The sequence below is a fragment of the Amycolatopsis sp. WAC 01375 genome (genome assembly GCF_003947325.1).
Classification (GTDB): domain Bacteria; phylum Actinomycetota; class Actinomycetes; order Mycobacteriales; family Pseudonocardiaceae; genus Amycolatopsis.
The window spans coordinates 217,122-243,390 of sequence record NZ_QHHW01000032.1; the positions used below are offsets into that span (position 1 = coordinate 217,122).

21 protein-coding genes and 1 tRNA gene are annotated in these 26,269 nt (G+C 69.1%); 10 read left to right on the forward strand and 12 right to left on the reverse strand.

The genetic code is table 11. The annotated features are described in order from the left end of the window. Positions 1-11: 11 nt before the first annotated feature. The 7 genes from DL991_RS20815 to DL991_RS20850 all read right to left on the reverse strand — a co-directional run bounded on the left by DL991_RS20815 (position 12) and on the right by DL991_RS20850 (position 13,738). Positions 12-647, reverse strand: a complete 636-nt coding sequence (locus DL991_RS20815; protein WP_125785999.1) for a hypothetical protein — start codon at positions 645-647, stop codon at positions 12-14. After that, the gene (locus DL991_RS20820) at positions 640-1,059 is read right to left on the reverse strand and encodes a thioesterase family protein (protein ID WP_125786000.1); all 420 of its coding nucleotides are present in this window, start codon (positions 1,057-1,059) and stop codon (positions 640-642) included. The genes DL991_RS20815 and DL991_RS20820 overlap by 8 nt, the downstream gene beginning before the upstream one ends. After that, a complete protein-coding gene (locus DL991_RS20825; RefSeq protein ID WP_125786001.1) occupies positions 1,059-6,032 on the reverse strand; it encodes an NAD-glutamate dehydrogenase in 4,974 nt (1,657 codons plus the stop codon). Before DL991_RS20825 ends, DL991_RS20820 begins: the two co-directional genes overlap by 1 nt. 344 nt (positions 6,033-6,376) lie before the next feature. Further along, the gene (locus tag DL991_RS20835; protein WP_125786002.1) at positions 6,377-9,082 is read right to left on the reverse strand and encodes a hypothetical protein; all 2,706 of its coding nucleotides are present in this window, start codon (positions 9,080-9,082) and stop codon (positions 6,377-6,379) included. Between the two features lie 16 nt (positions 9,083-9,098). Further along, positions 9,099-10,775 carry an energy-dependent translational throttle protein EttA gene (ettA, locus tag DL991_RS20840; RefSeq protein ID WP_125786003.1) on the reverse strand — a complete coding sequence of 559 codons (1,677 nt, stop codon included), beginning with the start codon at positions 10,773-10,775 and terminating at the stop codon, positions 9,099-9,101. Positions 10,776-10,838: 63 nt separating this feature from the next. Beyond that, a complete protein-coding gene (locus DL991_RS20845; RefSeq protein WP_233598922.1) occupies positions 10,839-11,321 on the reverse strand; it encodes a single-stranded DNA-binding protein in 483 nt (160 codons plus the stop codon). A gap of 389 nt (positions 11,322-11,710) precedes the next feature. Next, positions 11,711-13,738, reverse strand: coding sequence for a cytochrome c oxidase assembly protein (locus DL991_RS20850; protein WP_125786005.1), 2,028 nt, complete (start codon positions 13,736-13,738; stop codon positions 11,711-11,713). A 42-nt stretch (positions 13,739-13,780) separates the two neighbouring features. Between DL991_RS20850 and DL991_RS20855 the strand changes: the two genes are divergently transcribed. Next, on the forward strand, positions 13,781-14,419 hold the full coding sequence (locus DL991_RS20855; RefSeq protein ID WP_125786006.1) for a histidine phosphatase family protein: 639 nt from the start codon (positions 13,781-13,783) through the stop codon (positions 14,417-14,419). Here the strand turns inward: DL991_RS20855 and DL991_RS20860 are convergent. Further along, positions 14,393-15,559 carry a sensor histidine kinase gene (locus DL991_RS20860; protein ID WP_370307039.1) on the reverse strand — a complete coding sequence of 389 codons (1,167 nt, stop codon included), beginning with the start codon at positions 15,557-15,559 and terminating at the stop codon, positions 14,393-14,395. The two genes, DL991_RS20855 and DL991_RS20860, sit on opposite strands and share 27 nt — an antisense overlap. A gap of 102 nt (positions 15,560-15,661) precedes the next feature. Next, positions 15,662-16,840 carry an MFS transporter gene (locus DL991_RS20865; protein WP_125786007.1) on the reverse strand — a complete coding sequence of 393 codons (1,179 nt, stop codon included), beginning with the start codon at positions 16,838-16,840 and terminating at the stop codon, positions 15,662-15,664. A 121-nt stretch (positions 16,841-16,961) separates the two neighbouring features. Between DL991_RS20865 and DL991_RS20870 the strand changes: the two genes are divergently transcribed. From DL991_RS20870 to DL991_RS20885, 4 genes are all read left to right on the forward strand, one after another. Continuing rightward, positions 16,962-18,011, forward strand: coding sequence for a LacI family DNA-binding transcriptional regulator (locus tag DL991_RS20870; RefSeq protein ID WP_125786054.1), 1,050 nt, complete (start codon positions 16,962-16,964; stop codon positions 18,009-18,011). Positions 18,012-18,199: 188 nt separating this feature from the next. Then, the gene (locus DL991_RS20875) at positions 18,200-18,589 is read left to right on the forward strand and encodes a peptidase inhibitor family I36 protein (protein WP_125786008.1); all 390 of its coding nucleotides are present in this window, start codon (positions 18,200-18,202) and stop codon (positions 18,587-18,589) included. Positions 18,590-18,831: 242 nt separating this feature from the next. Next, positions 18,832-18,905, forward strand: a tRNA-Arg gene (locus DL991_RS20880). Between the two features lie 528 nt (positions 18,906-19,433). Beyond that, positions 19,434-20,093 carry an MFS transporter gene (locus DL991_RS20885; protein ID WP_125786009.1) on the forward strand — a complete coding sequence of 220 codons (660 nt, stop codon included), beginning with the start codon at positions 19,434-19,436 and terminating at the stop codon, positions 20,091-20,093. Positions 20,094-20,096: 3 nt separating this feature from the next. Here the strand turns inward: DL991_RS20885 and DL991_RS20890 are convergent, their stop codons facing one another. After that, on the reverse strand, positions 20,097-20,507 hold the full coding sequence (locus DL991_RS20890) for a MarR family transcriptional regulator (RefSeq protein WP_125786010.1): 411 nt from the start codon (positions 20,505-20,507) through the stop codon (positions 20,097-20,099). A gap of 87 nt (positions 20,508-20,594) precedes the next feature. On the opposite strand from DL991_RS20890, the gene DL991_RS20895 reads away from it, so the two are divergent. The 3 genes from DL991_RS20895 (at position 20,595) to DL991_RS20905 (ending at position 23,356) form a co-directional block, all read left to right on the forward strand. Further along, complete coding sequence (locus DL991_RS20895) at positions 20,595-21,671, forward strand: substrate-binding domain-containing protein (protein WP_255433303.1); 1,077 nt, start codon at positions 20,595-20,597, stop codon at positions 21,669-21,671. An 82-nt stretch (positions 21,672-21,753) separates the two neighbouring features. After that, a complete protein-coding gene (locus tag DL991_RS20900) occupies positions 21,754-22,371 on the forward strand; it encodes an AmiS/UreI family transporter (RefSeq protein WP_125786011.1) in 618 nt (205 codons plus the stop codon). Continuing rightward, entirely contained in the window at positions 22,358-23,356 is a 999-nt protein-coding gene (locus DL991_RS20905; protein ID WP_125786012.1) for an aliphatic amidase, read from the forward strand. Before DL991_RS20900 ends, DL991_RS20905 begins: the two co-directional genes overlap by 14 nt. Here the strand turns inward: DL991_RS20905 and DL991_RS20910 are convergent. Beyond that, complete coding sequence (locus DL991_RS20910) at positions 23,337-23,828, reverse strand: hypothetical protein (protein ID WP_125786013.1); 492 nt, start codon at positions 23,826-23,828, stop codon at positions 23,337-23,339. The two genes, DL991_RS20905 and DL991_RS20910, sit on opposite strands and share 20 nt — an antisense overlap. A 64-nt stretch (positions 23,829-23,892) precedes the next feature. Here DL991_RS20910 and DL991_RS20915 point away from each other — a divergent pair, with 64 nt between their 5' ends. Continuing rightward, a complete protein-coding gene (locus DL991_RS20915; RefSeq protein ID WP_125786014.1) occupies positions 23,893-24,357 on the forward strand; it encodes an SRPBCC family protein in 465 nt (154 codons plus the stop codon). Here DL991_RS20915 and DL991_RS20920 read toward each other — a convergent pair. Further along, positions 24,297-25,709 carry an MFS transporter gene (locus DL991_RS20920; RefSeq protein ID WP_125786056.1) on the reverse strand — a complete coding sequence of 471 codons (1,413 nt, stop codon included), beginning with the start codon at positions 25,707-25,709 and terminating at the stop codon, positions 24,297-24,299. The genes DL991_RS20915 and DL991_RS20920 overlap by 61 nt on opposite strands. A 128-nt stretch (positions 25,710-25,837) precedes the next feature. Here DL991_RS20920 and DL991_RS20925 point away from each other — a divergent pair, with 128 nt between their 5' ends. After that, on the forward strand, positions 25,838-26,266 hold the full coding sequence (locus tag DL991_RS20925) for a helix-turn-helix domain-containing protein (RefSeq protein WP_125786015.1): 429 nt from the start codon (positions 25,838-25,840) through the stop codon (positions 26,264-26,266). The last annotated feature ends 3 nt before the right edge of the window (positions 26,267-26,269 follow it).

Below are 26,269 nucleotides of genomic sequence, written 5' to 3' on the forward strand. Positions count from 1 at the left end.
TAAGGAACCTGTCAGAAAAGCAGCGGCAACAGCGCGTGACGGCGCTTGAGGACGGCGCCGTACCTGGCGTCGATGCGCATCCACGAATCCGTCGCGGTGACGCGGACGACGTCGCCGTCGATCGTCGAGTCGACGAAGCCCATCCCCGACAACGCGAACAGGCACCGCATCTGGACCTTGATCTCCTGCTCGCCGCCGATGACGGTGAGCACCGTCTGATCCATCAGCGAGGCGGGCGGGTTGCCGTGCGGGCCGACGTTGTCGCGGGCCAGTGTGACGCCCCGATCGGCCAGCTCCGAGATCACCGTCGCCGGCAGTTCGTCCACCAGCTGCCAGCGTCCGGAAGCGGGCAGCTCGGAATGCCACATCAGGTCGCGAGCCGGGCCCGGATCCATCCGCTCACCGCCGGCCACGGTCAGCGCGGCGAGCAGCTCGTTCCCGGACACGGTGACGTCCGACGGCGTGATGTCGCCGGCGACCGCCCTGGTGGCGAGGACCTCGAACGGGGTCGTGCTCCACGCCTCGACGACGCCGTCACCGCGCTGCCGAAGCCGCACCAGCGTGTTCTGGTCGAGCCGGACCGCCCTGGCCACGAACGCGCCGAGCGTTTCGCGGTCGCCCGCGTCCGGGATGACGAGCTCAGGCATCCGCGAACCCCTTCTCCAGGAAGGCGCGTTCGTCCTCGGTCAGCCGCCGGGGCCGCTCCGACCCGGTGTCGAACGGCGCGAGCACCGTCTCCGCGGTGACCGCGACCTTGTCGGACCCGGCAGGCCCGGCGTGCACCCGGTAGCCGAGAGTGAAGCTGGCGTGCTTCAAGTCCTTCAACGAGATCTCCACCCGGATGTCCTGATCGGACACCACGATCGGCGAACGGTAATGGACGGCCAGCTTCACCACGACGATGCCCTTGGGCAGTTCGGTGAGCCCGGCCCGGACGGCGTCCCCGAACAGCAGGGGGATCCGTGCCTCTTCGAGCAGGGTCACCAGATTCGCGTGGTTGACGTGCCCGTAGACGTCCATATCCGACCAGCGCGGCCGGATCAGGGAAATGTACGCCACTACCTCACCGTGCTCCGGATCTGCCTCGCCGCCACCGACAGCGTCGCCAGGTCGAGTTTGCCGAACTGGCTGATCTCGTCCAGCGCGACGCGGGCCCGCTGCAACCGCGAAGCGTTCGTCTTCTCCCAGTGCGCGATCTTCTCGTCCGGGTCGGTGCCCGAATCGCTGTGCCGCAACGCGTCCAGCGTGATCGTCCGCAAGGAACCGTACACGTCGTCACGCAACGCCAGCCGCGCGAGCGCGTGCCAGCGGTTGCCGCGTTCGAGACCGCTGATCGACGTCAGCATCTTGTCGATGCCGAGGTGGTCGGAGAGCGCGTAGTACAGGCCCGCGGTCTCCGCCGGGGTGTGCACCGCGTCGATCCCCGCCTGCTGCTCGGCGAGCTCCGCGACGTCGGTGACGTCGAGCAGGCCGAAGGTGTGCAGCAGGAGCGCGACCCGCTCCGCCAGTTCCGCCGGGACGCCCTTCTCGATCAGCCGCTCGGTGTTCGCGTCCACCGAAGCGCACTCGACACCGCGAAGCAGCTCATGCGCCCGCGGGGCCAGTTCGCCGACGACCCGGCCGAACCGGTTGATCTCGGCGAGCGGGGCCAGCGGCTGCGGCCGGTTGGTGAGGAACCAGCGGGCGGCCCGGTCGAGCAGCCTGCGGGTCTCCAGCATCATCTCGTCCGCGACCTCGGTCGGCACGACGTTGTCCAGCGCGTCGATCTGGGCCCACAGCGAGGGCAGGTCGTACACGTGGGTGACCACGGCGTACGCGCGGACGGCGTCGGTGGCGGTCGCGTTCATCTCCTCCATCAGGCGGAAGACGTACGAGATCCCGGCGCCGTCGACGACCTCGTTGGCCACCATCGTCGTGATGATCTCGCGCTTCAGCGGGTGCTGGAAGATCGCGTCGCCGAAGCGTTCCCGAAGCGGCTTCGGGAAGTATTCGGGCAGGCGGCGGGAGAACACCTCGGAGTCCGGCAGCTCGCTCGCCAGCAGCTCGTCCTTGAGGTCGAGCTTGACGTGCGCGAGCAGCGTCGCCAGCTCCGGCGAGGTGAGGCCGTCACCCGCCTTCTCCAGCGCGCGGAACTCCGCCGAACTCGGCAACGCTTCGAGCTTGCGGTCGAAGGCGCCCTTCGCGACCAGCGCCGCGACGAGCCGCTGGTGCACCGAGACCATCGGACCGGCGTGCGCGCGGCTGACGCCGAGCACGGCGTTCTGCCGGTAGTTGTCGGCCAGCACCAGCTCGCCGACCTCGTCGGTCATCTGCTCCAGCAGTTCGTTGCGCTCCTCGGCGTCCAGCGATCCGGTCGAGATCAGGTGATCCAGCAGGATCTTGATGTTGACCTCGTGGTCGGAGCAGTCGACACCGGCGGAGTTGTCGAGCGCGTCGGTGTTGATCTTGCCGCCCGTGCGGGCGAACTCGATCCGGCCGAGCTGGGTCAGCCCCAGGTTCCCGCCCTCGCCGACGACCTTGACGCGGAGCTGGTTCCCGTTGACGCGCAAGGCGTCGTTGGCCTTGTCGCCCGCGTCGGCGTGGGTCTCGTTCTCGGCCTTGACGTAGGTGCCGATACCGCCGTTCCACAGCAGTTCGACCGGGGCCAGCAGGATCGCCTGCATGAGGTCGTTCGGCGCCAGCTTCGTGACGTCCTCGCCGAGGCCGAGCGCCTCGCGGACCTGCGGGCTGATCGGGATCGTCTTCGCCGACCGCGAGAAGATCCCGCCGCCCTCGCTGATCAGCGAGCGGTCGTAGTCCTCCCAGGACGAGCGCGGCAGGTCGAACAGCCTGCGCCGCTCGGCGAACGACGTCGCCGAATCCGGGTTCGGGTCGAGGAAGATGTGCAGGTGGTTGAAGGCGGCCACGAGCCGGATGTGCTCCGAGAGGAGCATGCCGTTGCCGAAGACGTCACCCATCATGTCGCCGATGCCGACGACGGTGAAGTCCTCGGTCTGGGTGTCCTTGCCCAGCTCGCGGAAGTTGCGTTTGACGCTCTCCCAAGCACCCTTCGCGGTGATGCCCATGGCCTTGTGGTCGTAGCCGACCGAGCCACCGGAAGCGAAGGCGTCGCCCAGCCAGAACCCGTAGTTCGCCGAGACCTCGTTCGCGATGTCGGAGAACTTCGCGGTGCCCTTGTCGGCCGCGACCACGAGGTAGCTGTCGTCACCGTCGTGGCGGACCACGCCCGGCGCCGGAACGGTCTTGCCCTCGACGCGGTTGTCCGTCACGTCCAGCAGGCCGGAGATGAACATCCGGTAGCAGGCGATGCCCTCGTTCAGCTGGGCGTCACGGTCCAGGCCCGGGTCACCGGTGGCCGTCGGCGGGCGCTTCACGACGAAGCCGCCCTTCGCGCCGACAGGCACGATGACCGCGTTCTTGACCGCCTGCGCCTTGACCAGGCCGAGGATCTCCGTGCGGAAGTCCTCCCGGCGGTCGGACCAGCGCAGGCCACCACGCGCGACGTCACCGAAGCGCAAGTGCACACCCTCGACCCGGGGCGAGTACACGAAGATCTCGTACTTCGGCCGCGGCTCGGGCAGTTCGGGCACCGCGCTCGGGTCGAGCTTGAGCGCCAGGTACCGGCGGGAGTTCCCCTCGCCGTCGGTGACGTGGTAGTTCGTGCGCAGCGTGGCGAGGATGACCGCCATCAGCCGTCGCAGGATCCGGTCCTCGTCGAGGCTGGTCACCTCGTCGACCAGCTTGCCGATCTCGGTGGTCAGCTGCTCCGCCTGCGACGCGCGGGCCTCCTCGCCGAGCGAGAGATCGAAGCGGGTCTCGAACAGCCGCACCAGCGCGGTGGCGATGTCGGTGTGCGCGAGGACGGTGTTCTCGATGTACTCCTGCGAGAACGGGATCTTCGTCTGGCGCAGGTACCGCGAATAGGCCCGCAGGATGGCCGCCTGACGCCAGGTGAGCCCGGCGCGCAGGACGAGGCCGTTGAAACCGTCGACCTCGCAGTCGCCGCGCCAGGCGGCGTGGAAGGCGTCCTGGAAGCGGGTGCGGAGGTCGTTGTCCGCGTGGTCGAGGACCTGCGGGTCGATCCGCAGGCCGAAGTCGTAGATCCACGACCGGCCGCCGTCCTCGCGGCGCAGTTCGTACGGACGTTCGTCGACGACCTCGACGCCCATCCGCTGCAGGACCGGGAGCACCTGGGAGAGGGTGACGCCCTCACCGCGCAGGTACAGCTTGAAGCGCCGCTCCCCCGCCTCGGCGTCGGCCGGCAGGTAGAACGACATCGACAGGTCGCCCTCGTCGGTCAGCGCCTCCAGGGCACGGAGGTCCGCGAGCGCTTCGAGCGCGGTGAAGTCCTCTTTGTAGCCCTCGGGGAACACCGCGGCGAACCGCTGCCCCTGTTCGCCCGCGGACTCCTCGACCAGCAGGCCGATCGCGACGCCGCTGTCGCCGGCGCGCTCGCGGCGCTCGGCGAGGATCGCCTCGACCATCCGGTCGTCCCAGCCGCGAACGGCTTCGTTGAGCCGTTCCTGGATGCGCAGGGTGTCCGGTTCGGACCGCTGCGACGGATCGGTGTGCACGATGAAGTGCACCTGCGCGAGCACGGTCTCGCCGATGCGCGCGCTGTACTCCAGTTGCGTGCCTTCGAGTTCTTCGAGCAGGACCTCCTGCATCGCGAGCCGCGAACGGGTCGTGTAGCGGTCACGCGGGAGGTACACGAGGCACGAGTAGAAACGGCCGTACGGGTCACGGCGCAGGAAGAGGCGCAGCCGTCTGCGATCCGACAGCGTGATCGCGCCCGTCGTCGTCGAGTACAGCGAGTCGGTGTCGGCCGAGAACAGGTCCGCGCGCGGCCAGTTCTGCAGCACCTCGAGCATCCGCTGGCCGGAGAAGGACTCCATCGGGAAGCCCGCGCGGTGGATGACCTCGCGGACCCGGTTGCAGACCACCGGGATGTCCAGCACGTTCTCGTGCAGGGCGGTGGTGGTGAACATGCCGAGGAAACGGTGTTCGCCGGTGACCGTCCCGTTGTCGTCGAACGTTTTCACGCCGACGTAGTACGGGTAGACCGGGCGGTGCACCGTGGACGGCGCGCTCGCCTGGGTCAGCACCAGCAGCGTCGGCGCGAGCGCGGACGCCGCCGTGTCCGGACCGGCGGTGAGGCTGCGCGCGGCCAGGCTGTCCTGGCGCAACACGCCCAGCCCGGTGGCGAGCACCGCGCGCAGGGCGGGCTCGTCGCTGTCCGGATGCGGGTTGTCGATCAGCTCGTAGCGGCGGTAACCGAGGAAGGTGAAGTGGCCGTCGGCGAGCCAGCGCAGCAGCCGGGCGCCCTCCGCGACCTCGTGCGGCGACAGCTGGGGCGGCTGCGCGTCCAGCTCGTCGGCGAGGCGGCGCGCCTGTTCCGCCATCTTGTCGGTGTCCTCGACGACCTCGCGGACATCACCCAGCACCGACGACAGCCGATTGTCCAGCTCGCGGGCCCGGTTCGGGTCCGTCACCAGGTCGATCTCGATGTACATCCACGACTCGGCCGCCGAATTCGACGGCGGCTCCGCCGGGTCGGCGTCCGGGTGGACCTCCAGCAGCTCACCGGTCAGATCCCGGCTCACCACGACGATCGGGTGCACGATGCGCTGCACCTGCACCCCGTCCCGCGCGAACTCGGCCGCGACGGAATCCACCAGGTACGGCATGTCGTCCGTGACGACCTGCACGACGGTCGCCTCACGCGTCCAGCCGTCTTCGGGGCCCGTCGGGTTCAGCAGCCGCACCGCGGGGCGGCCGGGCATCCGGTCCTTCGCCAGCTGGAGGTGCGAACGGACGGCGCCGACGAGGTCGACCGGGTCGTCACCGAGAATCTCTTCGGCCGGGATGTGCCGGTAGTACAGGCGGATCAAGTCGCCGATCTCCGGGGCGTATGCCGCGGCGGCGTCGATCAGGTCGTCCCGGATCTGCTCCGGGTTCGCCGACCGGCGCCGGGCGCCATCCTCGGTGCCGACATCTTTTCCGGGCAGGGACGAGACTCCCGTCGAGCTCATTTGAGGCAACTCTCCACTGTAGCGAGATTGACACCGCGACCGGCACGACTCTGTACCGGCCCAGACCCCAACCTACAGCTCCGGACAGTCGGCCCCACAAGGCCGGGTCCTTCCCGGCCGTCGAAGATTTCCCTGCTCAGATACCGGAATCGCCGTGATCGGTTCAGCTACTCGCCGGTCACATCGGCGGTCTGTCCGGCCCTTCCCACGCCCCGCCGCACCGGGGTGACCAGCACCCATTGCCCCGCGAGGGCGCGGCGGGCGGTCCCGCCGGGCCGACTGAATCGTTCAAGCCAGGCTCGGCTCCCACCGAGGTGCAGCAAGGGACCTTTGCTATCGCGCGGTCAGTCGCTTCCGTTGGTGCGGTGCCGGTCGTGGCCGTTGACCGGACGCTTTCCCGAGTCCTGGGAACCGAGCTGCTTCACGAGCGCGGCGGCGCTGGCAGTACCCGCCTGGTGCTCCGCGAGCGCGCGGGCGAGCAGGTCGGCGAGACCGGCGTCCGGCGGCGGCTCGTCCTCCGCGATCGCGCGGGCGTAGCTCTCCGGGAACGGCGTGATCGGCCGCCAGGAACCGGTGTCGGTCAACGGATCCAGCGCGGGCGGCATCCGCAACCGCGGCAGCCACGGATCCGCGACCTCTTCCTTGGCGCTCGGGCGAGGACTTTCCCGGGTCTCGCAGCTCGGCGGCGGCGCCGGGTCTTCCCGAGGCGGCGGCGCGAGCGGCACGGCGGGTTCGGTGTACTCGACCGGGGGCTGCTCTCGACGGGCACGGCCGGTGTCGGCGCGCTCTTCGGTGACGGGTTCCGGGTGCACGGGATCCGCGGCGCCGTCCGCGCGACGGCGGCCACCGCCTTTTCCTCCGGCGCTCGAGATCCCGAGCCGGTCCAGCACCGATTTCGCCGCCACGGAACCGTGTTCGGCGTCGTGCCTGGTCTTGCGGGAAACGGGTGCGGAAGACCGGCGGGCACGCTCTTCGGCCGCCCACTCGTCGCTCTCCCACAACGGGGCGGCGGTCCCCGGCGGACGCGGAGTCCCGACCTCCGCCGCCATGCGCGGCCGGGGTTCGGCCGCGGGCTCGGGAGCGAGAAGCAGCTCCGGGGCCACGGATTCCGAGAACGCCACGGGCACCGGCTCCTCGGCGCGGACGGGCGCCTCAGTCTGGACGGGCGCCTCGGTCGGGACGGGCGCCTCGGGCTCGGGTCGCCGTCGCGCGGCCGGGGTTTCCGGTTGGGCGACCGCTGGTTCGGCCGTGACGGTCTCGCGAGGCGCGGGAGCCTCCGGACGGCGTCGCCGCCCGGTCTCCAGACCCGGACGCGACGTGGGCTCGGGCTCCGGTTTCGGCGACGGCATCAGTTTCGGCGTGACGGGTTCGGCCCTGGGTTCGAACCTGATCGACGGCTTGGGTTGCTGAGGTTTCTTCGGCACCCGGCGACGCCAATCGCTGTCGGATACCACCGTTTCCTGAGCGGGCTCCGGACGGGACGGCGGTTTCAACACCGGTGTTTCGGTCTTTTCCGCGACCGGTGTCACGGCAGGCTCCACCGGACGTGGCGGCTCGGCGGGACGGGGGACCTCGACCGGCGCCTGCCGCACCGGCGCGGGTTCTGCCTGTCGGCTCTGCCTCGCCGGAGCGGGTTCGATCTGCCTGCCCTGCCGCACCGGCGCAGGTTCTGCCTGTCGGCTCTGCTGCACCGAAGCGGGTTCCATCTGCCTGCCCTGCCGCACCGGCGCGGCTTCTGCCTGCCGACTCTTCCGCACGGGCTGCGTCGGCTCGCGACGAACCGGCGGCTCGGCCGCGGCCCGCTTCGGGGGCGCCGCGTCGATCGGCGCCATCACCGCGGTCACCTCGGCCGGTTCCGGCGCCGGAACCGGCATCGGGGTGGCCGACGGCCTCCCGGCGACGGCCCGCAGGACGTCGTCGAGGTCGACGGCCGCGTTCTCGGCCGCGCCGAACTCGCCGACCAGGACATTGCACGCCTGCCGGCGCGCACGCGAGTGCAGATGCTCGGCGGCGCGCGAACGATGCAGGCAGCCGATGGCCTCCTCGGCCCGCCCGAGCCGTTCCTCGATCTGCGCGAGTTCCAGCCACAGCCGTGCCGTGACGGCGTGCAGGTTGTGGTCCTCGGTCGCGGCGACCGCTTCACGGACGAGCATGCCCGCGGCTTCCCCGGCTCCCGCGGGCAGCAGGACACGGGTGGCCACCGCCAGCCGCAGCCACGCGGCAGGCGCGATCCCGGCGGCCCGGACGGGCGCGTCGAGGATCGGCTGCGCGACCTCCAGCGCCAGCTCCGTGTCGCCCCTGTCCAGCAACGTGCAGACGAGTTGCAGGGCCAGCCTGATCCGGACGAGACCGCCGTCGTCGTCAGGATTCGCGAGCTTTTCGAGCATGCCGAGCCCGGTCCGCGCGGCGTCGGCGGCCGACGTCAGATCTCCGTGACGGCGACGGTGCGCCGACACCCCGACCCGCAGCATCGCGCGGATCAGCAGTTGCGAGTCCGCCGTCATCGAGCCGTCGCCGAGCACCAGTTTGTCCGCCTCGGCCAGCACCCGATCCAGTTCCGCCTTGCGGCCGAACTGCGCCAAGCAGCCGACGAGGTGACACAACGCCTCGGCCCGGTGCGCCGGCGAGACCGCCGGATCCGCCAGCAACGGACGCAGCGCGGCCAGCCCCGTCAACGGGATGCCGACACTGCGCGCGCAGACCGCGAGGTCGATCCGCAACCGGGCGGCGATGTCGCCGTAGCCCGCGTGTTCGGCGGCGCGCAGGGCGGCCACCGCCCTGCCGACCGTCCGGGGACGGCCACCGAGCCGCACCCGCGCGCTCACCACCAGGCTCTCCGCGCGGATCCACTGTTCGTCGGCGCCGGCGGCCTCGGCGAGCGCTGCCGCGCGCTCCCCGAGGACCAAGGCGAGCTCGGGCGCCCTCAGGTGCAGGGCATCCGCGCGTTCGATCAGCCTGCCGACAGCGGACAGGGTTCCCCCGGTGGCAGCCGTCCGCCCACCCACCAAGGTGGTGGGCGAGCCCGGCCGTTGGCGCTTGCTGGCTTCCACGGGGAACCCCCGGCCCTCAGTCGCGGGTCAGCTTGCGATGGGTGACGCGGTGCGGACGAGCCGCCTCGGCACCGAGACGTTCGACCTTGTTCTTCTCGTAGCCCTCGAAGTTACCTTCGAACCAGAACCATTGCGAGGGGTTCTCGTCCGTGCCTTCCCAGGCGAGGATGTGCGTCGCGACCCGGTCGAGGAACCACCGGTCGTGCGAGATGACCACGGCGCAACCGGGGAACTGCTCGAGAGCGTTCTCCAGCGAGCCCAGGGTCTCGACGTCCAGGTCGTTCGTCGGCTCGTCGAGCAGGATCAGGTTCCCGCCCTGTTTGAGGGTCAGCGCCAGGTTCAGCCGGTTGCGCTCACCACCGGAGAGCACGCCCGCCGGCTTCTGCTGGTCCGGACCCTTGAAGCCGAACGCGCTGACGTAGGCACGCGAGGGCATTTCGGTCTGCCCGACGTGGATGTAGTCCAGCTTGTCCGAAACCACCTCCCATACCGTCTTCTTCGGGTCGATCCCGCCACGGTTCTGGTCCACATAGGACAGTTTGACCGTCTCGCCGATCTTCACCTGGCCGTCGTCCGGCTCTTCGAGCCCGACGATCGTCTTGAACAGGGTCGTCTTGCCGACACCGTTCGGCCCGATGACACCGACGATGCCGTTGCGCGGCAGGTCGAACGACAGCCCGTCGATCAGCACGCGGTCGTCGAATCCCTTGCGCAGCTTCTCGACCTCGACGACCACGCTGCCCAGCCGGGGCCCCGGCGGGATCTGGATCTCTTCGAAGTCGAGCTTGCGGTGCTTGTCCGCCTCCGCGGCCATCTCTTCGTAGCGGTCGAGCCGGGACCGCGACTTGGTCTGGCGTGCCTTGGCGTTGGACCGGACCCAGTCGAGTTCGGACTTCAGCCGCTTGGCGAGCTTGGCGTCCTTCTTGCCCTGGACCTCGAGGCGCTCGCGCTTCTTCTCCAGGTACGTCGAGTAGTTGCCCTCGTAGCCGACGACGCGACCGCGGTCGAGCTCCATGATCCACTCGGCGACGTTGTCCAGGAAGTACCGGTCGTGGGTGACGGCGAGGACTGCACCGGCGTAGTTCGCCAGGAACTGTTCCAGCCACAGCACGCTTTCGGCGTCCAGATGGTTGGTGGGCTCGTCGAGGAGCAGCAGGTCGGGCGCGGACAGGAGCAGCTTGCACAGCGCGACCCGGCGACGCTCACCACCGGAGAGGTGGGTGACCGGCTCTTCCGGCGGCGGGCAACGCAGGGCGTCCATCGCCTGCTCCACCGCGGAGTCGATCTCCCACGCGTCGGCGTGGTCGAGGTCCTCCTGGAGCTTGCCCATCTCCTCCATCAGCTCATCGCTGTAGTCGGTCGCCATCAGCTCGGCGACTTCGTTGAAGCGGTTGAGCTTGACCTTGATGTCGCCGAGACCCTCTTCGACGTTCTCGCGGACGGTCTTTTCCTCGTTGAGCTCCGGCTCCTGCATGAGGATGCCGACGCTGGCGCCAGGCTGGAGGAAGGCTTCGCCGTTGCTGGCCTGCTCGATCCCCGCCATGATCTTCAGAACGGTGGACTTACCCGCGCCGTTCGGCCCCACCACGCCGATCTTGGCGCCGGGGTAGAACGCGGTGCTGACGTCGTCAAGGATGACCTTGTCCCCGACGGTCTTGCGCACCTTCTTCATGGTGTAGATGAACTCGGCCATACAAGCGATCGTAGAGCGAGCCGATCGCGGCCTCGACGGCGGTCACCATCGAGCTACCCTCAGTCAGCCCGACATCACTGAACGAGCATCGGCGCCTTCCGCCACGGGCGCGTCCTCCAGCGCGGTGACCATGGGATTCCCCACGGGCGGCGGTGACAGCGGGATCGCCCTCGGCCGGTCACGTCCCATCCGGTGGATCTCGGCCGAGCAACGCGCGAGGTTGGGGCCGATGGAGAAGGCCTCAAGCTCAGGTAGACCCAGAGGTGCCGGGATCTCCTCCGCGGTCTCGGCGCCGCGCAGCCGCCCGGCCACGATCACCGGATCGCCCTTGCTCAGGCAGGAGAACGCCGCCATCGCCAGCTTGCGCCAGCAGGTGACCTTGACCGCGAGCTGCCGTCCCTCGCCCCACTCCCCTCTTTCCTTGTCGTACCGGCGTTCGACACTCCGCAAGCCGAACGACACGACATCGTGCCCGTGCACCCGCTCCGGATGGTGGACCGGTTCGCTGGTCAGGTTGCCGATCATGGTCACCCACGTTTCGCCCATCGCCATCACTCTCGCCTTTCTCCTCGTTCCGGGCCGCTCCCGGTGTTTCCCTTGATCACAGACTGCCTCGGATCGAAGGGCGGAAAAGGACGCGAGCCGGATCTGTGGACAACTCCGGGCGCCGGGGGCTTCCTGTGGACAACTCCGGCCGCAAGGCCGGCGTGGGCGCGGAGACGTGGTAGGGGACGGTCAGCGCCGGAGCGGTAGTGGCCCCTGTCTATGCCCGACCGGCTCGAGGGCCGACGATGGAGGAATCGGGACACTGAACGTCCCGATTCCTCCATCGTCAGACATGTCGTGCCCTCGACCCTGGATCGACAGGCGCGCGGGGAGGAGCCGAGTGACCGTCCCGGCGCGAGTCCTGCCAAGCCGCGATCACGAGTGCCGCGCTACGAGCCGGAACCCGGCCCCCTGCCCTGATCCGCGAGTTTCTTCAGCATCGCGTTGTAGGCGTTCAGATCCGCGTCACCCGAGGCGTCCTCCCGGCGATCCCGCCGCCGGGCCTCCCGTTCGTCCTGACGCGCCCACTGCACCAGCAGCGCGACCAGCACCAGCAGGACCGGCAGTTCGCCGGACGCCCACGCGATCCCGCCGCCGAGCCGCTGATCGGTGAGCAGGTCGGTGACCCACGGCAGTTTCAGCCCGCGGTAGAAGTCCTGTCCGAGCACGGTCTGCATGCTCATCAGCGCGATCCCGAAGAACGCGTGGAACGGCATGGCGGCGAACATCATCCCCAGCCGCCCCAGCGGCGGGAGCCGTCGTGGCGCCGGATCGACACCGATCACCGGCCAGTAGAAGACGTATCCGGCGAGCAGGAAGTGCGCGTTCATCGCCAGATGCGCCCAGTGGTAGTTCAGCGCGGAGTCGAACAGACCCGAGAAGTACAGGCCGTAGAAGGAACCGACGAACAGCAGCAGCGCGACGATCGGATGCGTCAGGAACCGCGAAAGCGGCGAGTGCACGAAGGCGAGCAGCCATTCACGCGGTCCGGGCGGGGCGTCCTTGCCCGCGGCGGGCAGTGCGCGCAGCGCGAGCGTCACGGGTCCGCCGAGCACGAACAGCACCGGCGCCACCATGGACAGCAGCATGTGGTTGCCCATGTGCACGCTGAACATCGCGGGCGCGTACCGGCCGATGCCGGACGACGTCGCGATCAGCAGCACGAAACAACCGCCGAGCCAGGAGACCGTCCGGCCCGTGGCCCAGGTGTCACCGCGGCGGCGCAGCCGCCGCACCCCGGCGAGGTACAGCCCGGCGAGAACGAGCGCGAGCGTGCCGTAGACGAGGTCGAACCGCCAGTCCGTGAGCAGTCTGAAGACGGTCGGCGGGCCGTAGAGGTCGTAGCCGATCAGCAGTTCCGTGGTCGACGGCTGCGTGAGCGATTCCTGTGGCGGCGGGGTTTTCGCGAGCCCGGTGGCGATGCCGATGGTGATGAACATGATCAGCACCTCGACGGCGGCGAGCCGCAGAAGCTGCCCACCGCCCGCCCCGTTCACCAGCCCGGCGACACCCTTCTGCCGCTGCTGGTGACCGAAGACGCCGAGCAGCAGCAACGCGACGATCTTCGCGAGCACCAGCAGGCCGTAGTCGGTGGTGAACAGGTCGGCGATCCTGATCCGCACCAGTGCGTTGACGATGCCGGAGACCGCCATCACGATCCAGCAGACCAGCGCCAGCTTGGAAAACCGCGTCGCGGCCAGCTTGAGGTTCTCGCCGCGGCGCCAGCCGAGCGCGAGCAGCGCGACCAGGCCGCCGACCCACAGCGCGGCGGCGACCAGGTGGTACAGCAGGCTGTTGGTCGCCATGTCGTGCGAGCCACCGCTCGCCGAATGGCCCGTGACCGCGACCGGGACGAGGCCGCCGACGGACAGGAAGAAGACCACCGTCGTCCAGCCCCAGGTCAGCGCGAGACGGCAGCCGAGCGCGACCAGCAGTGCGATCAACGCGGTGAACAGCCAGGCCTTGGGCTGCTCGATGGCGTCGACGAGGTCGATCAGCACCTGCGGCGAGAGCACCTCGGTGAACGGGCGCCCGGCGCCGTCGGCCGCGGAGAAGAAGATCGACGCGGCGGCCGCGAAGAACCAGACCCATGCGGCGACACCCGCGACACGGATGGCCGCGTAACCGTCGGCCGCGAGCGTGCCGGACTTCTGCGGCGGGACGAGGAACGCGGCGAGCAGCAGTGAACCCACGCACAGCACCGAAGCCGCCTCGGCGAGCACCCGGACGACGGTGATGCCGTAGCGGGTCACCAGTCCGGGATCCGGCAGGCCGGCGATGACGTAACCGGCGCCACCGGTCAGCGCGACCAGGCCGACGGCCACCACCGCGGCCAGCAGCGCACCGATCGACACCAGCGGCAGGACACCGGCCTTCCGCGCGGACGGGGCCGGTTTCGTCTCGGGGTCTGAAGGCACGTCACGAGGGTATGCCGGGCGCGCAAGGGGCAAGATGGCGGCGTGCGGATCATCCTGCTGAGGCATGCCGAGTCGCTCGGCAACGTCGACGAGCTCGCTTACACCCGGATTCCCGACCACGCTCTCCCGCTGACCGAGGCCGGCCGCGAGCAGGCGAAACTGGCGGGCCCGGAGATCGCGGAACTCCTCGGCGGGCAACGACCGGCGGTCTACGTCAGCCCGTATCTGCGGACGCGGGAAACGTTGCGGCTACTGGACATCCGGGACGCGTGCGAGCGGATCGTGCCGGAGCCGAGGCTGCGGGAGCAGGACTGGGGCAACCTCCAGGATCCGCTGGAGCAGGAGATCCAGAAACAGCGGCGCCACGAATTCGGGCACTTCTTCTACCGGCTCCCCTTCGGCGAATCCGGGGCGGACGTCGACGACCGGGTCGCGGCGTTTCTCAGCGAGCTGGCGGCGTGCGGCGAAGATCACCCCGAAACCGTGCTGGTCGTCTCGCACGGGCTGACCATCCGGTTGCTGTGCCGCCGTCTCTTCGGCTGGAGCATCGAGCTGTTCGAATCCCTGTCCAATCCGACGACCTGCGAATACCGCGTCGTCGAGCGCACGGGTGACAAGTGGACGCTGGACCGCCCGTTTCGCCAGTGGCGCGACTCACCCGACGGGGACACGCAAGACTGACGGCGCGAGGAGCACCACCCGGGTCCCCAGTCCCGGCGTGGACTCGATCCGCGCGAAACCGCCGATTTCCGCCATCCGCGCGATGATCGAGTTCTCGAGGCCGAAGCCGCGCCGCCGGTCGCCGACATCGAAACCGGCGCCGTGATCGCGCACCGTCAAGGAAACCCCGCCGCCGATCTCCTCGACGCTGACGACGGCCCGTCGGGTCCCGGAGTGCTTCAGCGTGTTGCGCAAGGCTTCCCTGGCCGAGTCGTGCAGGGCCATGGCCGCTTCTTCCGGGAGTTCCGGGGCACAGTCGTCCTGGATGACGACCTCGGCGCGCAGGCCTTCCGCGGCCATTTCGGCGGCGAGCAACCGCAACCGCTGGCGCAGTCCGATCCTCTCGGAGGATTCGTGCTCGAGGCTGATCCGGATGCGCATCGCCTGGGCGCGAGCGGTCCGGCGGACGCGGTCGAGGCTGGCCGCCGGATCGAGTTCGTCGGCGGGCGCGGGGATGGCGAACGACTCCATCACCTGCAGAACCGTGTCGTGGACGTCGCGGCGATGCCGTTCGCGTTCCGCCGCCCGGCCCTGCTGCTCCCCGAACCCGAGCGCGAACCGCATCGAAGCGCCGACCAGACCGACGATCGCGAGGGACGCCACCAACGCGGTCGCGAGGGTGAGGAAGAGCCCCAGCGAGGAGGCCGGGTCCAGCAGGGTGTTGAGCGCCATGGCCCCGCCGACGACCAAGGATCCAGCCAGCGCGCCACGCAGCAGGGCCCAGATCATCACCGTGCCCATCAGATGGGTCCAGGTGATCGACGTGATCGCGAGATCCGGCGAGATCAGCGCCGCCGCCAGGATGAAGAGGGCGGCGAACCCGGCGTCGGCCACCGGCACCATTCGCGTACCGGCCGGAGACCGCCGGAAGGCCCAGAGGGCTTCGGCGACGTTCGGCACGAGGTGCATCAGCGCGAACGTCCACAGCACCGAGGGCGCGCCGAGACCCGCCGACCACAGCGCCTGCACCAGCATCACCAGCCGGAAGACCAGCGGGACCAGGACGAGCCGGGGCAACGTGGTCTGCACCAGTCGCGCCGGGATCCCGGGCACCTGGTGACGACCGGTCAGGATCCCCACGCCACCGCCGAGCATCAGCACCCTCACGCCGCTCCTCCCCGGATCAGCCGTCCTGAAACAGCGAACGAGTCGCATTCATTTCAGTTTACGAGCAATCAGCTTGCCCGCGTTCCGGCGAGGATGTCAACGGCTGACGGGTTCGGAGGCCTTCTCCCGTTTGCCCGCCCGCGCCGCGGCCACCGCGGACGGCACGATCAGCGCGGCGGTCAGTCCGACGAACAGGAACGACACCGAAAGCGACGTCACCTGCGCGATCCCGCCGATCAGGGGTGGCCCGGCGAGGAAACCGGTGTAGGCGATCGCGGTGACGAAGGCCAGTTCCCGTTCGCCTCCGGTGCCGTCCGCGCGTTTGCCCGAGGCGCCCGCGAGGCTCAGCGCGATCGGGAAGGCCGCGGCCAGCCCGGCGCCGGCCAGCGCGAAGCCGACGAATCCGAACACGGGAACGTGGGCCAGCGCGGCGAGGACGAGCCCGGCCGCGGCGATCCCGGCACCCACCGCCAGCGCACGGGTCGCGCCGAAGCGGTTCTGCAGCCAGGCGCCCGCGAGCCTGGCGAGCGCCATGGCCAGTGCGAATCCGGAATAGGCGAACGCCGCGGCGCCGTCACCGACCCCGTGCACGGACGTCATCAGCAGGGCGGACCAGTCCGAACTCGCGCCTTCCGCGATCGCCGAGAACAACGCGATCGCGGCGAGCAGCCAGAGGACGGGCCGTTTGATCGGCGCCACCCGCGGCTTCTCGACGGGTTCGGTGTGCACGGGCCGCGCGCCGGGCACGGCGACGATGACGAAGGCGAGCACCACCAGCGCGGCCAAGGCGGCGACCGTGAGGTGCCGCCCCGGTGACCAGTGGTGAGACGCGGCGAATCCGGCGGCGACGGAGCCCGCCAACGCGCCGAAGCTGAACCCGGCGTGCAATATCGGCATGATCGCGCGTCCGGACCGGCGCTCGACCTCGACTCCGGCGACGTTCATCGCCACGTCCAGCGCGCCGACGCTCGCGCCGAGGACGAACAACGCCCCGGCGAGCAGGGCGACCGACGTCGAGAAGCCGATCATCGGCAGCGCGGCACAGGCGATGATCGTGCTGCCCGCGACCACGGCGCGGGCACCGTGGCGCTCGATCAGCCTTCCCGAAACCGACGCCGCGATCAGCATGCCGACGCTGGCGCCCAGCAGGGCGAGGCCGAAGACACCCGGCGAGGCGCTCACCCGTTCCGACAAGGCGGGTGTCCGCGGCGCCCAGGAGCCGAGCGCGGCCCCGTTGAGCGCGAACACGACGAAAACGGCCGTACGGTCACGCATAGACCCCAGTCTCCTTCCGATTCCTCTTCCCCCAGAATGACTTAAGCGCTTCAGAAAGTCCACCGGTCCTATCCGGGACTAGACTGCGGCGGTGACCACCACGCGACGGCGAAGGCCGACGTTGGACGATGTCGCCGACGCCGTCGGGGTGTCGCGGGCGACCGTCTCCAACGCCTACAACCGGCCTGATCAGCTGTCCGCACAACTGCGCGAAGAGGTACTTCGCGCGGCCAAGAAGATCGGGTACGCGGGGCCGAATCCGACCGCCCGAAGCCTGGCCACCAGCCGCACCGGCGCGATCGCCGTCCTGCTCGACACGAATCTTTCGACGGCCTTCTCGGATCCCGCGTTGTCGCTCACCCTCGACGCCCTCTCGACCGTCGTCGATCCCGAGGGCCATGCCCTCCTGCTGCTCCCTGGCGACGGCGAGAGCGGCGGCCCGCGCGCGGAGCGGATCCTGACCGCGCAAGCCGACATCGCGGTGGCGTATTCGCTGCCCGACGGCGCCCCGGCGCTGAACGCGGTGCGGGATCGAGGCCTGCCACTGGTGGTGATCGACCAGCCGCATATCCGCGGTTCGGCCAGGATCGGGGTGGCGGACCGGGCGGGAGCGGCCGCCGCCGCCCGGCATCTGGTGGGACTCGGGCACCGGCGGATCGGGATCTTGTCGGCGCAGTGCCTCTCGGCTCCCCGCGGCGGCGAGCTGAGCATGACGGAGGCAGGCGACAGCCGGTTCCACGACAACCGCGAGCGGATGGCCGGCTACCTGGAGACCCTGGCCGAGGCGGGGATCCCGGCGGCGGACACACCGATCTGGGAGGCGTCGGGACTGTCGGCCGAAGCAGCGCTGCCGAGCGCCTTCGGCCTGTTGGACCGGCAACCGCGGCCGACCGCGCTGCTGTGCATGTCGGACCTGCTGGCACTGGCGGCGATCTCGGCGGCGAGACACCTCGGATTGTCGGTCCCGGGTGATCTTTCGGTCGTGGGCTTCGACGACGTCCCGCCCGCTCGGTGGTCCGAACCACCGCTGACGACCGTCCGGCAGGACCTCACCGCCAAGGGGCGCGCGGCCGGCGATCTGGTGCTGGGGCTGCTGCGCGGGGAGAAGGCACCGCCCCCCGCCGAGATACCGGCCGAACTGGTCGTCCGGGACTCCACCGCGCCCGTGTAGCAGCCGATTTCGGCGAGCACAAGGCGGTCCCGGTGATATGTGGACAACTCGCCCCGATCGAGCGGCGCACAACTACTTATCCACAGAAGTAGAAATGCGGGCTGACAAAGCCTTCCCCTCGGGTCATCGTGGAATCACACATTCACCGACGGCGCCCGAGCCGCCGAATCACGGGGGAGAACCCAGCCATGCAACGACGTTTGACGAACCTGCGCGCCCGCCTCCCGCACGTGCTCCTGCTGGCCATGTTCGGCCTGCTGACCAGCGCCGGAGTCGCGAACGCCACCACGGCGCCGCCCGAACCCGCCTGCCAGAAGGGCGAGTTCTGCGTCTGGGGCGAAGAATCATACGGCGGCACGGTGCACAAATTCGACCTGCGTACCTCCAATCCCGACGAATGCATTCCCTTACCCGAAGGCTTCGACGGGCATTCGTTCGTCAACCGGCTCAGCCGGGACGTGACGATTTACCAGAGCGAGGAATGCACGACGGAGGGAGATTTCATCACCTATCCGGGTGGCGGCACCTACGTACCCCAGGGACCGTTCGTGATCCGCGCCCTCAAGATCTGGGACTGACCACCCCGGCGGTTCGTGCCGGTCACTCGCGGAAGAGTCGACTCGCGACCTGCACGAACCCAGGGGCCGCTCCCCCGAAGCGGCCCCGGCCCGTGGGCGCGTCACCCCGCGTCGTGACGCGCTCACGGGCGTTCCAAAAAACGGTGGGCTCGACCTGAAACGATCTGGCGGTGTCGAACGATCGACAGGTTGGCGACGGCTAAGCTGCCGATGCTGGGCGACACCCAACGTCGCCGACGTCGGCCCTCGTAGCTCAGCTGGATAGAGCAAGAGCCTTCTAATCTCTAGGTCGCAGGTTCAAGTCCTGCCGGGGGCACGCCGCCACAGGGAAACCCCTGGTCACGCAAGTGGCCAGGGGCTCCCCTATCAAGTGCCGTCCGGGGCTCTCAGCCTGCGTGTGAAGGCCAAGGAAGCCGACTTCCGTGACTCGGATCACCGTGCCGTAGAGCCGAATGGCGCAAGCGTCAAAGCCCACCGAGGTTTCCCGGTCCAGCGCCAGTAATTCACCAATTCGATGACCCAGGCCGGGATGTCGCGAGGTCTCACCGGGCCACTGTCTTCGAGTCGCTGTTTCTTTGCTTTGTTCACATTGGACACACTCAGCCGCCCCGCGGGCTTCGGTCTCGCACGAGCTCAACCGGTCACGAGCAGCCAGTCGACCACCATGACGACCGAAAAGACCGCTACACCCACAGCGACGCGCGTCCACTCAGCCCCTCAGAACACCCGTGAACAGCGAAAACACTCGGTCGGCCAACTCCCGGGCGCTCGCCCGACTCCGACCATGAGCGGCTTTCCCGGCGAAGTGGTCCATCCGCATCGCCGGTCGCTATAGGTTGTCCCCATGTTCGTGCCGACACCGACGCACCACGACCAGCAGCCGACCTCCGGACCGCCCTGGTGGCTGGTGATCGGGCCGGGGTTCGCCGCGCTCATCGGGCTGTTCCTGCTCACCGTGATCTACCGCTTCGACGGCTCGTCCGCCCTGCAGATCGAGCTGGGCATGTCGAGCCAGTCCCTGCTGCTGAGCGGGCTCGTCGCGTACCTCGTCGCGGCCGCGATCGCCTTCCCGGCGGGTCTGCTGCTCGGCGCGCGCTTCCCGACGTCGGTGACGGTGCCCGCGCTCTTCCTGATGCTCCTCGGCGTGGTGCTGGTCGCTTTCGTTCCCAGCAGCGGCCTGCTCCTCGTCGGGCGGGTGCTCAACGGGCTCGGCGCTGGCGCGGCGATCGGCGTGACGGTCGCGCTGATCCGGCGCCTCCAGTCCGGTCGCGGCGCCGCGACCGGTGCGGCAGCGGGCGTCGGCGTCCTTGCCTTGGTGATCGCACCGTTCCTCGGCGGGTTGCTCTCGGACGCCTTCAGCTTCCGCCTGGTGTACGTGGTGGCCGCGCTGTTCGTGGTCGTGGCGCTCGTCGTCACCGGCGTTGTCGGCATCGTCGCGCTGACAAAGGTGAAACCACAGGCGCGGCCGATGCCGTATCCGCCACAAGGTCCGCCGCAGGCCTGACCTTCAGTCGCCGAGGCCCCGCAACGCCACGAGCACGTCGTCCGTCACGTCGAGACGGGCTTCCACCTCGGCGATCTTCGCGGCCACGCGCCGGTACGTCGCCCGGCCGCGGGTGCTGAGGTGCACGAGTACTCGGCGCCTGTCCGCGGCGTCGACCTCGCGGTACGCCTGCGCGGTGGTGACCAGTTTGTCCACCACCCTGGTCAGCGTCGGTGCGGTGGCCAGGGTCCGGTCGGCGAGGTCGGCCATGGCGAGGCCGCCCTTGCCGCTCAGCGCGTCCAGCACCAGCCACTGGTCCAGGGTGAGACCCTCCTTGGCGAGCACCTGCTCCACCTTGCCGGCGACGGCCCTGGCGGCACGGGTGAGCGAGCCGGTGAGCGACGTTCCGGCGGTCGCGACGCCGCGTGTCCCCATATCCCGTCCCCTTGCCAAAACCGGACACCCTCGCAATACTTCCAGGTGGAAGCACTTTGACCTTACCGGGCCACCGCACGGAGCGCCATGCCCCTACGCCTCGCCACCCGGACCCGCGACGACACCTGGCGTGTGGCCATGGTGGTCCCGTTGCAGGGGCCCGCCGGGCTGTTCGGCCCGTCCTGCGAGGCGATCACGGATCTCGCCGTCCACGAACTCAACGAGTCCGGCGGGATTCTCGGCAGGCAGGTCGAGGCCGAGGTGGTCGACGGCGGCGGCACCCCCGCGCAGGTGGCCGAAGACCTGCGACGGCTGGTCGACGCGGGACGGGTCGACGCGGTGAGCGGCTGGCACATTTCGTCGATCCGGCACGCGCTCGCGCCGGTCGTGGCCGACAGGGTGCCGTACGTGTACACGTCACTCTATGAAGGCGGCGAGCGCCGTGCCGGCATCTTCTGCACGGGAGAGACGCCGCGCTGCCAGATCGAACCGGCGCTGCGCTGGTTGCGTGACCACCTCGGTGTCCGACGGTGGTTCGTCGTCGGTGACGACTACGTCTGGCCGCACCGGTCGACCCGGGCGATCCGGCAGTACGCCAAGGATCTCGATCTGCGCATCACCGGCGAGGCGTTCGTCGGGCTCGGCGCGGGCGATATGTCCACAGTGGTCCGTTCGGTCGAACGGTCCACAAGCGACGGTGTGCTCATGTTGCTGGTCGGGCAGGACGCGGTGCGCTTCAACCGCGCCTTCGCCGCGCAGGGACTCAGCGACCGGCTGGTCCGGTTCAGCCCGCTGATGGAGGAGAACATGCTCCTCGCGAGCGGCGCGCACGCCACCGGCAACCTCTATGTCTCCGCCGCGTACTTCCGGTCGATGGTCACCGCCGACGCGATGGACCTGCTCGGCCGTTACGTCGACCGCAACGGTCCCGGCGCCCCGGCCTTGAACAACGCCGCCGAATCCTGTTACGAGGGACTGCACACGCTGGCCGAACTCGTCCGCCGGGCGGGCAGGCCCGACCTGCCCGCGCTCAACGCGGCGATCGACGGCGTCGCCTATCACGGCCCGCGCGGCACGATCGAGTTCCGCGGGCAGCAGGCCGACCAGCACGTCCATCTCGCGGTCGCCGACGGCTACGACTTCGAAGTCCTCACCCGGCTCTGAAACCCACCCTTGACTCACTCCGGCACACCACATACTTTCATTTGAAATTATTCCACGTGATGCACATTACGCGGAGGTGAGCATGGGCAACGTGGGCCTTCTCTACGTCGGCGCCGCCTTGATGATCAACGGCCTGATGTTGCTCGGCCGGATACCGCCACGTTCGGCGGCGGTGCTGAACCTGTTCGTCGGCGCGCTCCAGTGCGTCACCCCGACCGTGCTGATCGTCCAGGCGGACGGGAACCCGGACGCGATCCTCGCCGCGTCCGGGTTGTACCTGTTCGGTTTCACCTACCTGTACGTCGGCATCGCGAACCTCGCCGGCCTGGCGCCCGAAGGCATCGGCTGGTTCTCGCTGTTCGTGGCGGGCGCCGCCGTGGTGTACGCGGGAATCGCCTTCTGGCACGACGCCGATCCGGTGTTCGGCGTCATCTGGCTGTCCTGGGCACTGTTGTGGACGTTGTTCTTCCTCGTGCTCGGCCTCGGCAAGGAACGGCTGACCCCGTTCACCGGCTGGACCGTCCTGCTGCTCAGCCAGCCGACCTGCACGGTGCCCGCCTTCCTCGGCCTCACCGGCGCCTACCGCAGCGACGGCGGGACGGCGCTGATCGCGGCCGCGATCGCCTGCGTCTTGGTCGCGGCGGCCATGTTGCTCCAGAAAACCCATCAGGAGAAGAGGAATCCCCATGCGACACGGTGACATTTCCGCCAGCCCCGACACGGTCGGCGTCGCGGTGGTCAACTACAAGATGCCGCGGCTGCACACCAAGGCCGAGGTGCTCGACAACGCCCGCAAGATCGCCGAAATGGTGGTGGGCATGAAATCCGGGCTGCCGGGCATGGACCTCGTGGTGTTCCCGGAGTACTCGACCCAGGGCATCATGTACGACCCGAAGGAGATGTACGAGACCGCGGCGACGATTCCCGGCGAGGAAACCGAAATCTTCGCCGCCGCCTGCCGGGATGCCCAGACCTGGGGCGTCTTCTCCATCACCGGCGAGCGACACGAAGACCACCCGAACAAGCCTCCGTACAACACGCTCGTGCTCATCAACGACCGCGGCGAGATCGTCCAGAAGTACCGCAAGATCCTGCCGTGGTGCCCGATCGAAGGCTGGTACCCCGGCGAGGACACCTACGTCAGCGACGGCCCGAAGGGCATGAAGATCTCGCTGATCATCTGCGACGACGGGAACTACCCGGAGATCTGGCGCGACTGCGCGATGAAGGGCGCCGAGTTGATCGTGCGCTGCCAGGGCTACATGTATCCGGCCAAGGAGCAACAGATCCTGATCGCCAAGGCGATGGCGTGGGCCAACAACTGTTACGTGGCCGTGGCGAACGCCGCCGGTTTCGACGGCGTGTACTCCTACTTCGGCCATTCCTCGATCATCGGCTTCGACGGGCGCACGCTCGGTGAGACCGGCGAAGAAGAGTACGGGATCCAGTACGCGCAGCTGTCGGTGTCGGCGATCCGCGACGCGCGGACCTACGACCAGTCGCAGAACCACATCTTCAAGCTGCTGCACCGCGGTTACACCGGCGTGCAGGACGCGGACGAGGGCGACAAGGGCGTGGCGGACTGCCCGTTCGACTTCTACAAACTCTGGGTCACCGACGCCAAGAAGGCGCAGGAGAAGGTCGAGTCGATCACCCGCGACACCATCACTCCTCGGACCCCATGATGAGGACGGTGAGCCGGACACCCCGTGACGTGTGGGCGAAACTCAGCACCAGCGGGACGAGCACCAGCGCGAAGTAGGTCCACAAAGGCCAGTGATACAGATGGTTCAGGTGCCACGTTTCCTTGAGGGCGATGAAGAAGGCGCCCCCTGTCACGATGAACCAGCCGCGGGCCTTGTTGGCGAAGGTGGCCATGGTGCGCCGCTGCTCGGTCGTGAACGACTTCATGACCTCGCGGTGCACCTTGCGCCGCCGTCGCCGTTCCTTGGCGATGGCCACCGGCGGCAGCAACCACCACCAGCGCGAAACGGGCCGTCCGAAGTCGGGGCGGGGCATCTCCTCGAGCAGGCGCAGGTCGGCGAACCGCTTGCTCTCCTCGCGGAGTTCGAGCGCGCCCTGGTACATGGGCCCGGCGACGAGGAGCCAGCCGCCGAGGAAGGCGGACCAGGCGACGACGTACTCGATGTGGATCACCCCTCCCGGACCACCGGCGGCCGTGATCCGCGATGATCAGCTTAGCCGTCCTAGACTCGGGACGATGGACAGGATCGACAGCGGCCGCCGGGTGATCGCCGCCTCGCCCGAGACCGTCTACCAGGCCCTCCTCGACCGCGAGTCGCTGGAGGCCTGGCTGCCGCCCGAAGGCATGCGCGGCCGGATCGACCGCTGGGATCCGCGGCCGGGTGGCGGCTTCCGGATGATCCTCACCTACCTCGACGCGTCCGCCGCGCCCGGCAAATCGTCGGACGCGACGGACGTGGTCGAAGTCGGGTTCGCCGACCTGGTGCCCGCGAAACGCGTGGTGCAGCTGGCCGTGTTCGAGTCCGGGGACTCGGCGTTCGCCGGCACCATGACGATGACCTGGGAGCTGGCCGCCGCAGGTGACGGCACCGAAGTGACCGTCACCGCGACGGACGTCCCGTCCGGCATCGGCCAGGCGGATCACGAGACCGGGATCGCCTCTTCGCTCGCCAATCTGGCCGCCTTCGCCGAAACGCGCTGACGGCCGGACGCGATGACGATCGCGGCGAGGACGGCCATCACCAGCGGCACGACCAGCGCCGCGCGGAAGCCGCCGAGCGCGGCCTCTCGCGACCCGTCACCGAGGGCGGCGACGTTGACGGCGGTCACCGCGGACAGCCCGAGCGCCGCGCCGAACTGGAACGCCGTGTACAGCAGACCGCCGGCGAGTCCCTGTTCGTCCTCGGCGATCCCGTCGGTGGCGACGATCGTCAGCGGACCGTAGGCGAGGGCGAACCCGAGGCCCAGGATGATCATCGACGGGAACATCGCCGCGTACGTCCAGTCCAGGCCCAACGGCAGGAAGAGCGCGTACGCCACGGCCGCGAGCACGAAACCGCCGAAGATCAGCCGCGTGTTGCCGAACCTCGCCACCAGGCGAGGGGTCAGCGTCGGTGCCAGGATCGCGTCGATCCCGACGGCCAGCAGCGCCAGGCTCGTCTCCAGCGTCGACCAGCCCCGGAGTTCCTGCAGGTACAGCGTGACCAGGAACTGGAACCCGAAGAACGAACCCGCGAAGAGCAAGGCGCTGACGTTCGCCCGCACCAGCGGTCCCGACCTCAGGATGCCCAGGCGCACCAGCGGCGCGGGAGAGCGCCGTTCGACGGCCACGAAGGTGACGAGCGCGGCCACTCCCCCGGCTAAGGACGCCACGGTCCAGCCCCAGCCTTGCGCGGGGTGCTCCAACCGGACCACCGCGTAGGCGATCAGCAGCATCGCCATGGTCACGGTGAGCGCTCCGGCGAAGTCCAGGCGACGGGGCCCGCGCTCCTGCCGCGCGGGTTCCTTGATGAGCCAGAGCGCGGCGACCAGGATGACGGCGGACAGGATCACCGGAGTGAAGAACACCCAGCGCCAGTCGATCCTGGCCAGCAGGCCGCCGATGACCAGGCCGAGCGAGAAGCCACCCGCCCCGGTACCGGCGTAGAACAGCAGCGCTTTGTTGCGTTTCGGGCCCTCTTCGAAGCTCGTCGTGATGATCGAGAGGCCTGCCGGGGTCATGAAGGCCGCGGCGACACCGGTGACGAACCGGGCGAGCAGCAGCATCCAGCCCTCGGTGGCGAACCCGCCCAGCCCGGAGAAGACGAGGAACACCACCAGCCAGCCGAGGAACATGCGACGGCGGCCGTACAGATCGGCGGCGCGCCCGCCCAGCAGCATGAACCCGCCGTAGCCGAGCACGTAGGTGCTCACCACGCCGCTCAGCGTCGCCGTCGACAGGCCGAGTTCGGCCCGGATGGACGGCAGCGCCACGTTCAGCATCGCGACGTCGATGCCCTCCAGGAAGATGGCGCCGCACAGCACTATGAGCACGCCCCAGGCCCGGCCGCCCATCCGGTCGGCGGCGCGCGACGGCGTTTGCGAGTTGGTCAAGGTCTTCTCCCTCAGTGAACGGGAACCGACGGTTACTCATCAGCCGGTCGGTTCCCTCTTGTAACCAAGGGGATCTTCCGTCACTATCGATGACCATGGAAGAAGGCACTTTGAACTCACCTAGTCGTTGTGAACTCACCGAGGAGGACTACGAGGCCTTCCAGTGGGACACGCGCGAGGACTGCGAGGTCCGCCAGATCCTGGACAGGGTGGCGGACAAGTGGTCGCTCCTGGTCATCGCGCTGCTCGACCGGAACACGCTGCGGTTCACCGAGCTCAAGTACAAGATCGACGGCATCAGCCAGCGCATGCTCACCACCACGCTGCGTCATCTCGAACGCGACGGGCTGGTGAACCGGACCGTCTATCCGGTGGTGCCGCCCCGCGTCGAGTACGCGCTGACGCCGCTGGGGATGACGCTGCACAAGACCATCCAGTCGCTGGTCACCTGGACCGAAGACCACCAGAGCGAGATCGCCCTCGCGCGCGCCCAGTACGACAAACGCGTCACCGTTTAGGGA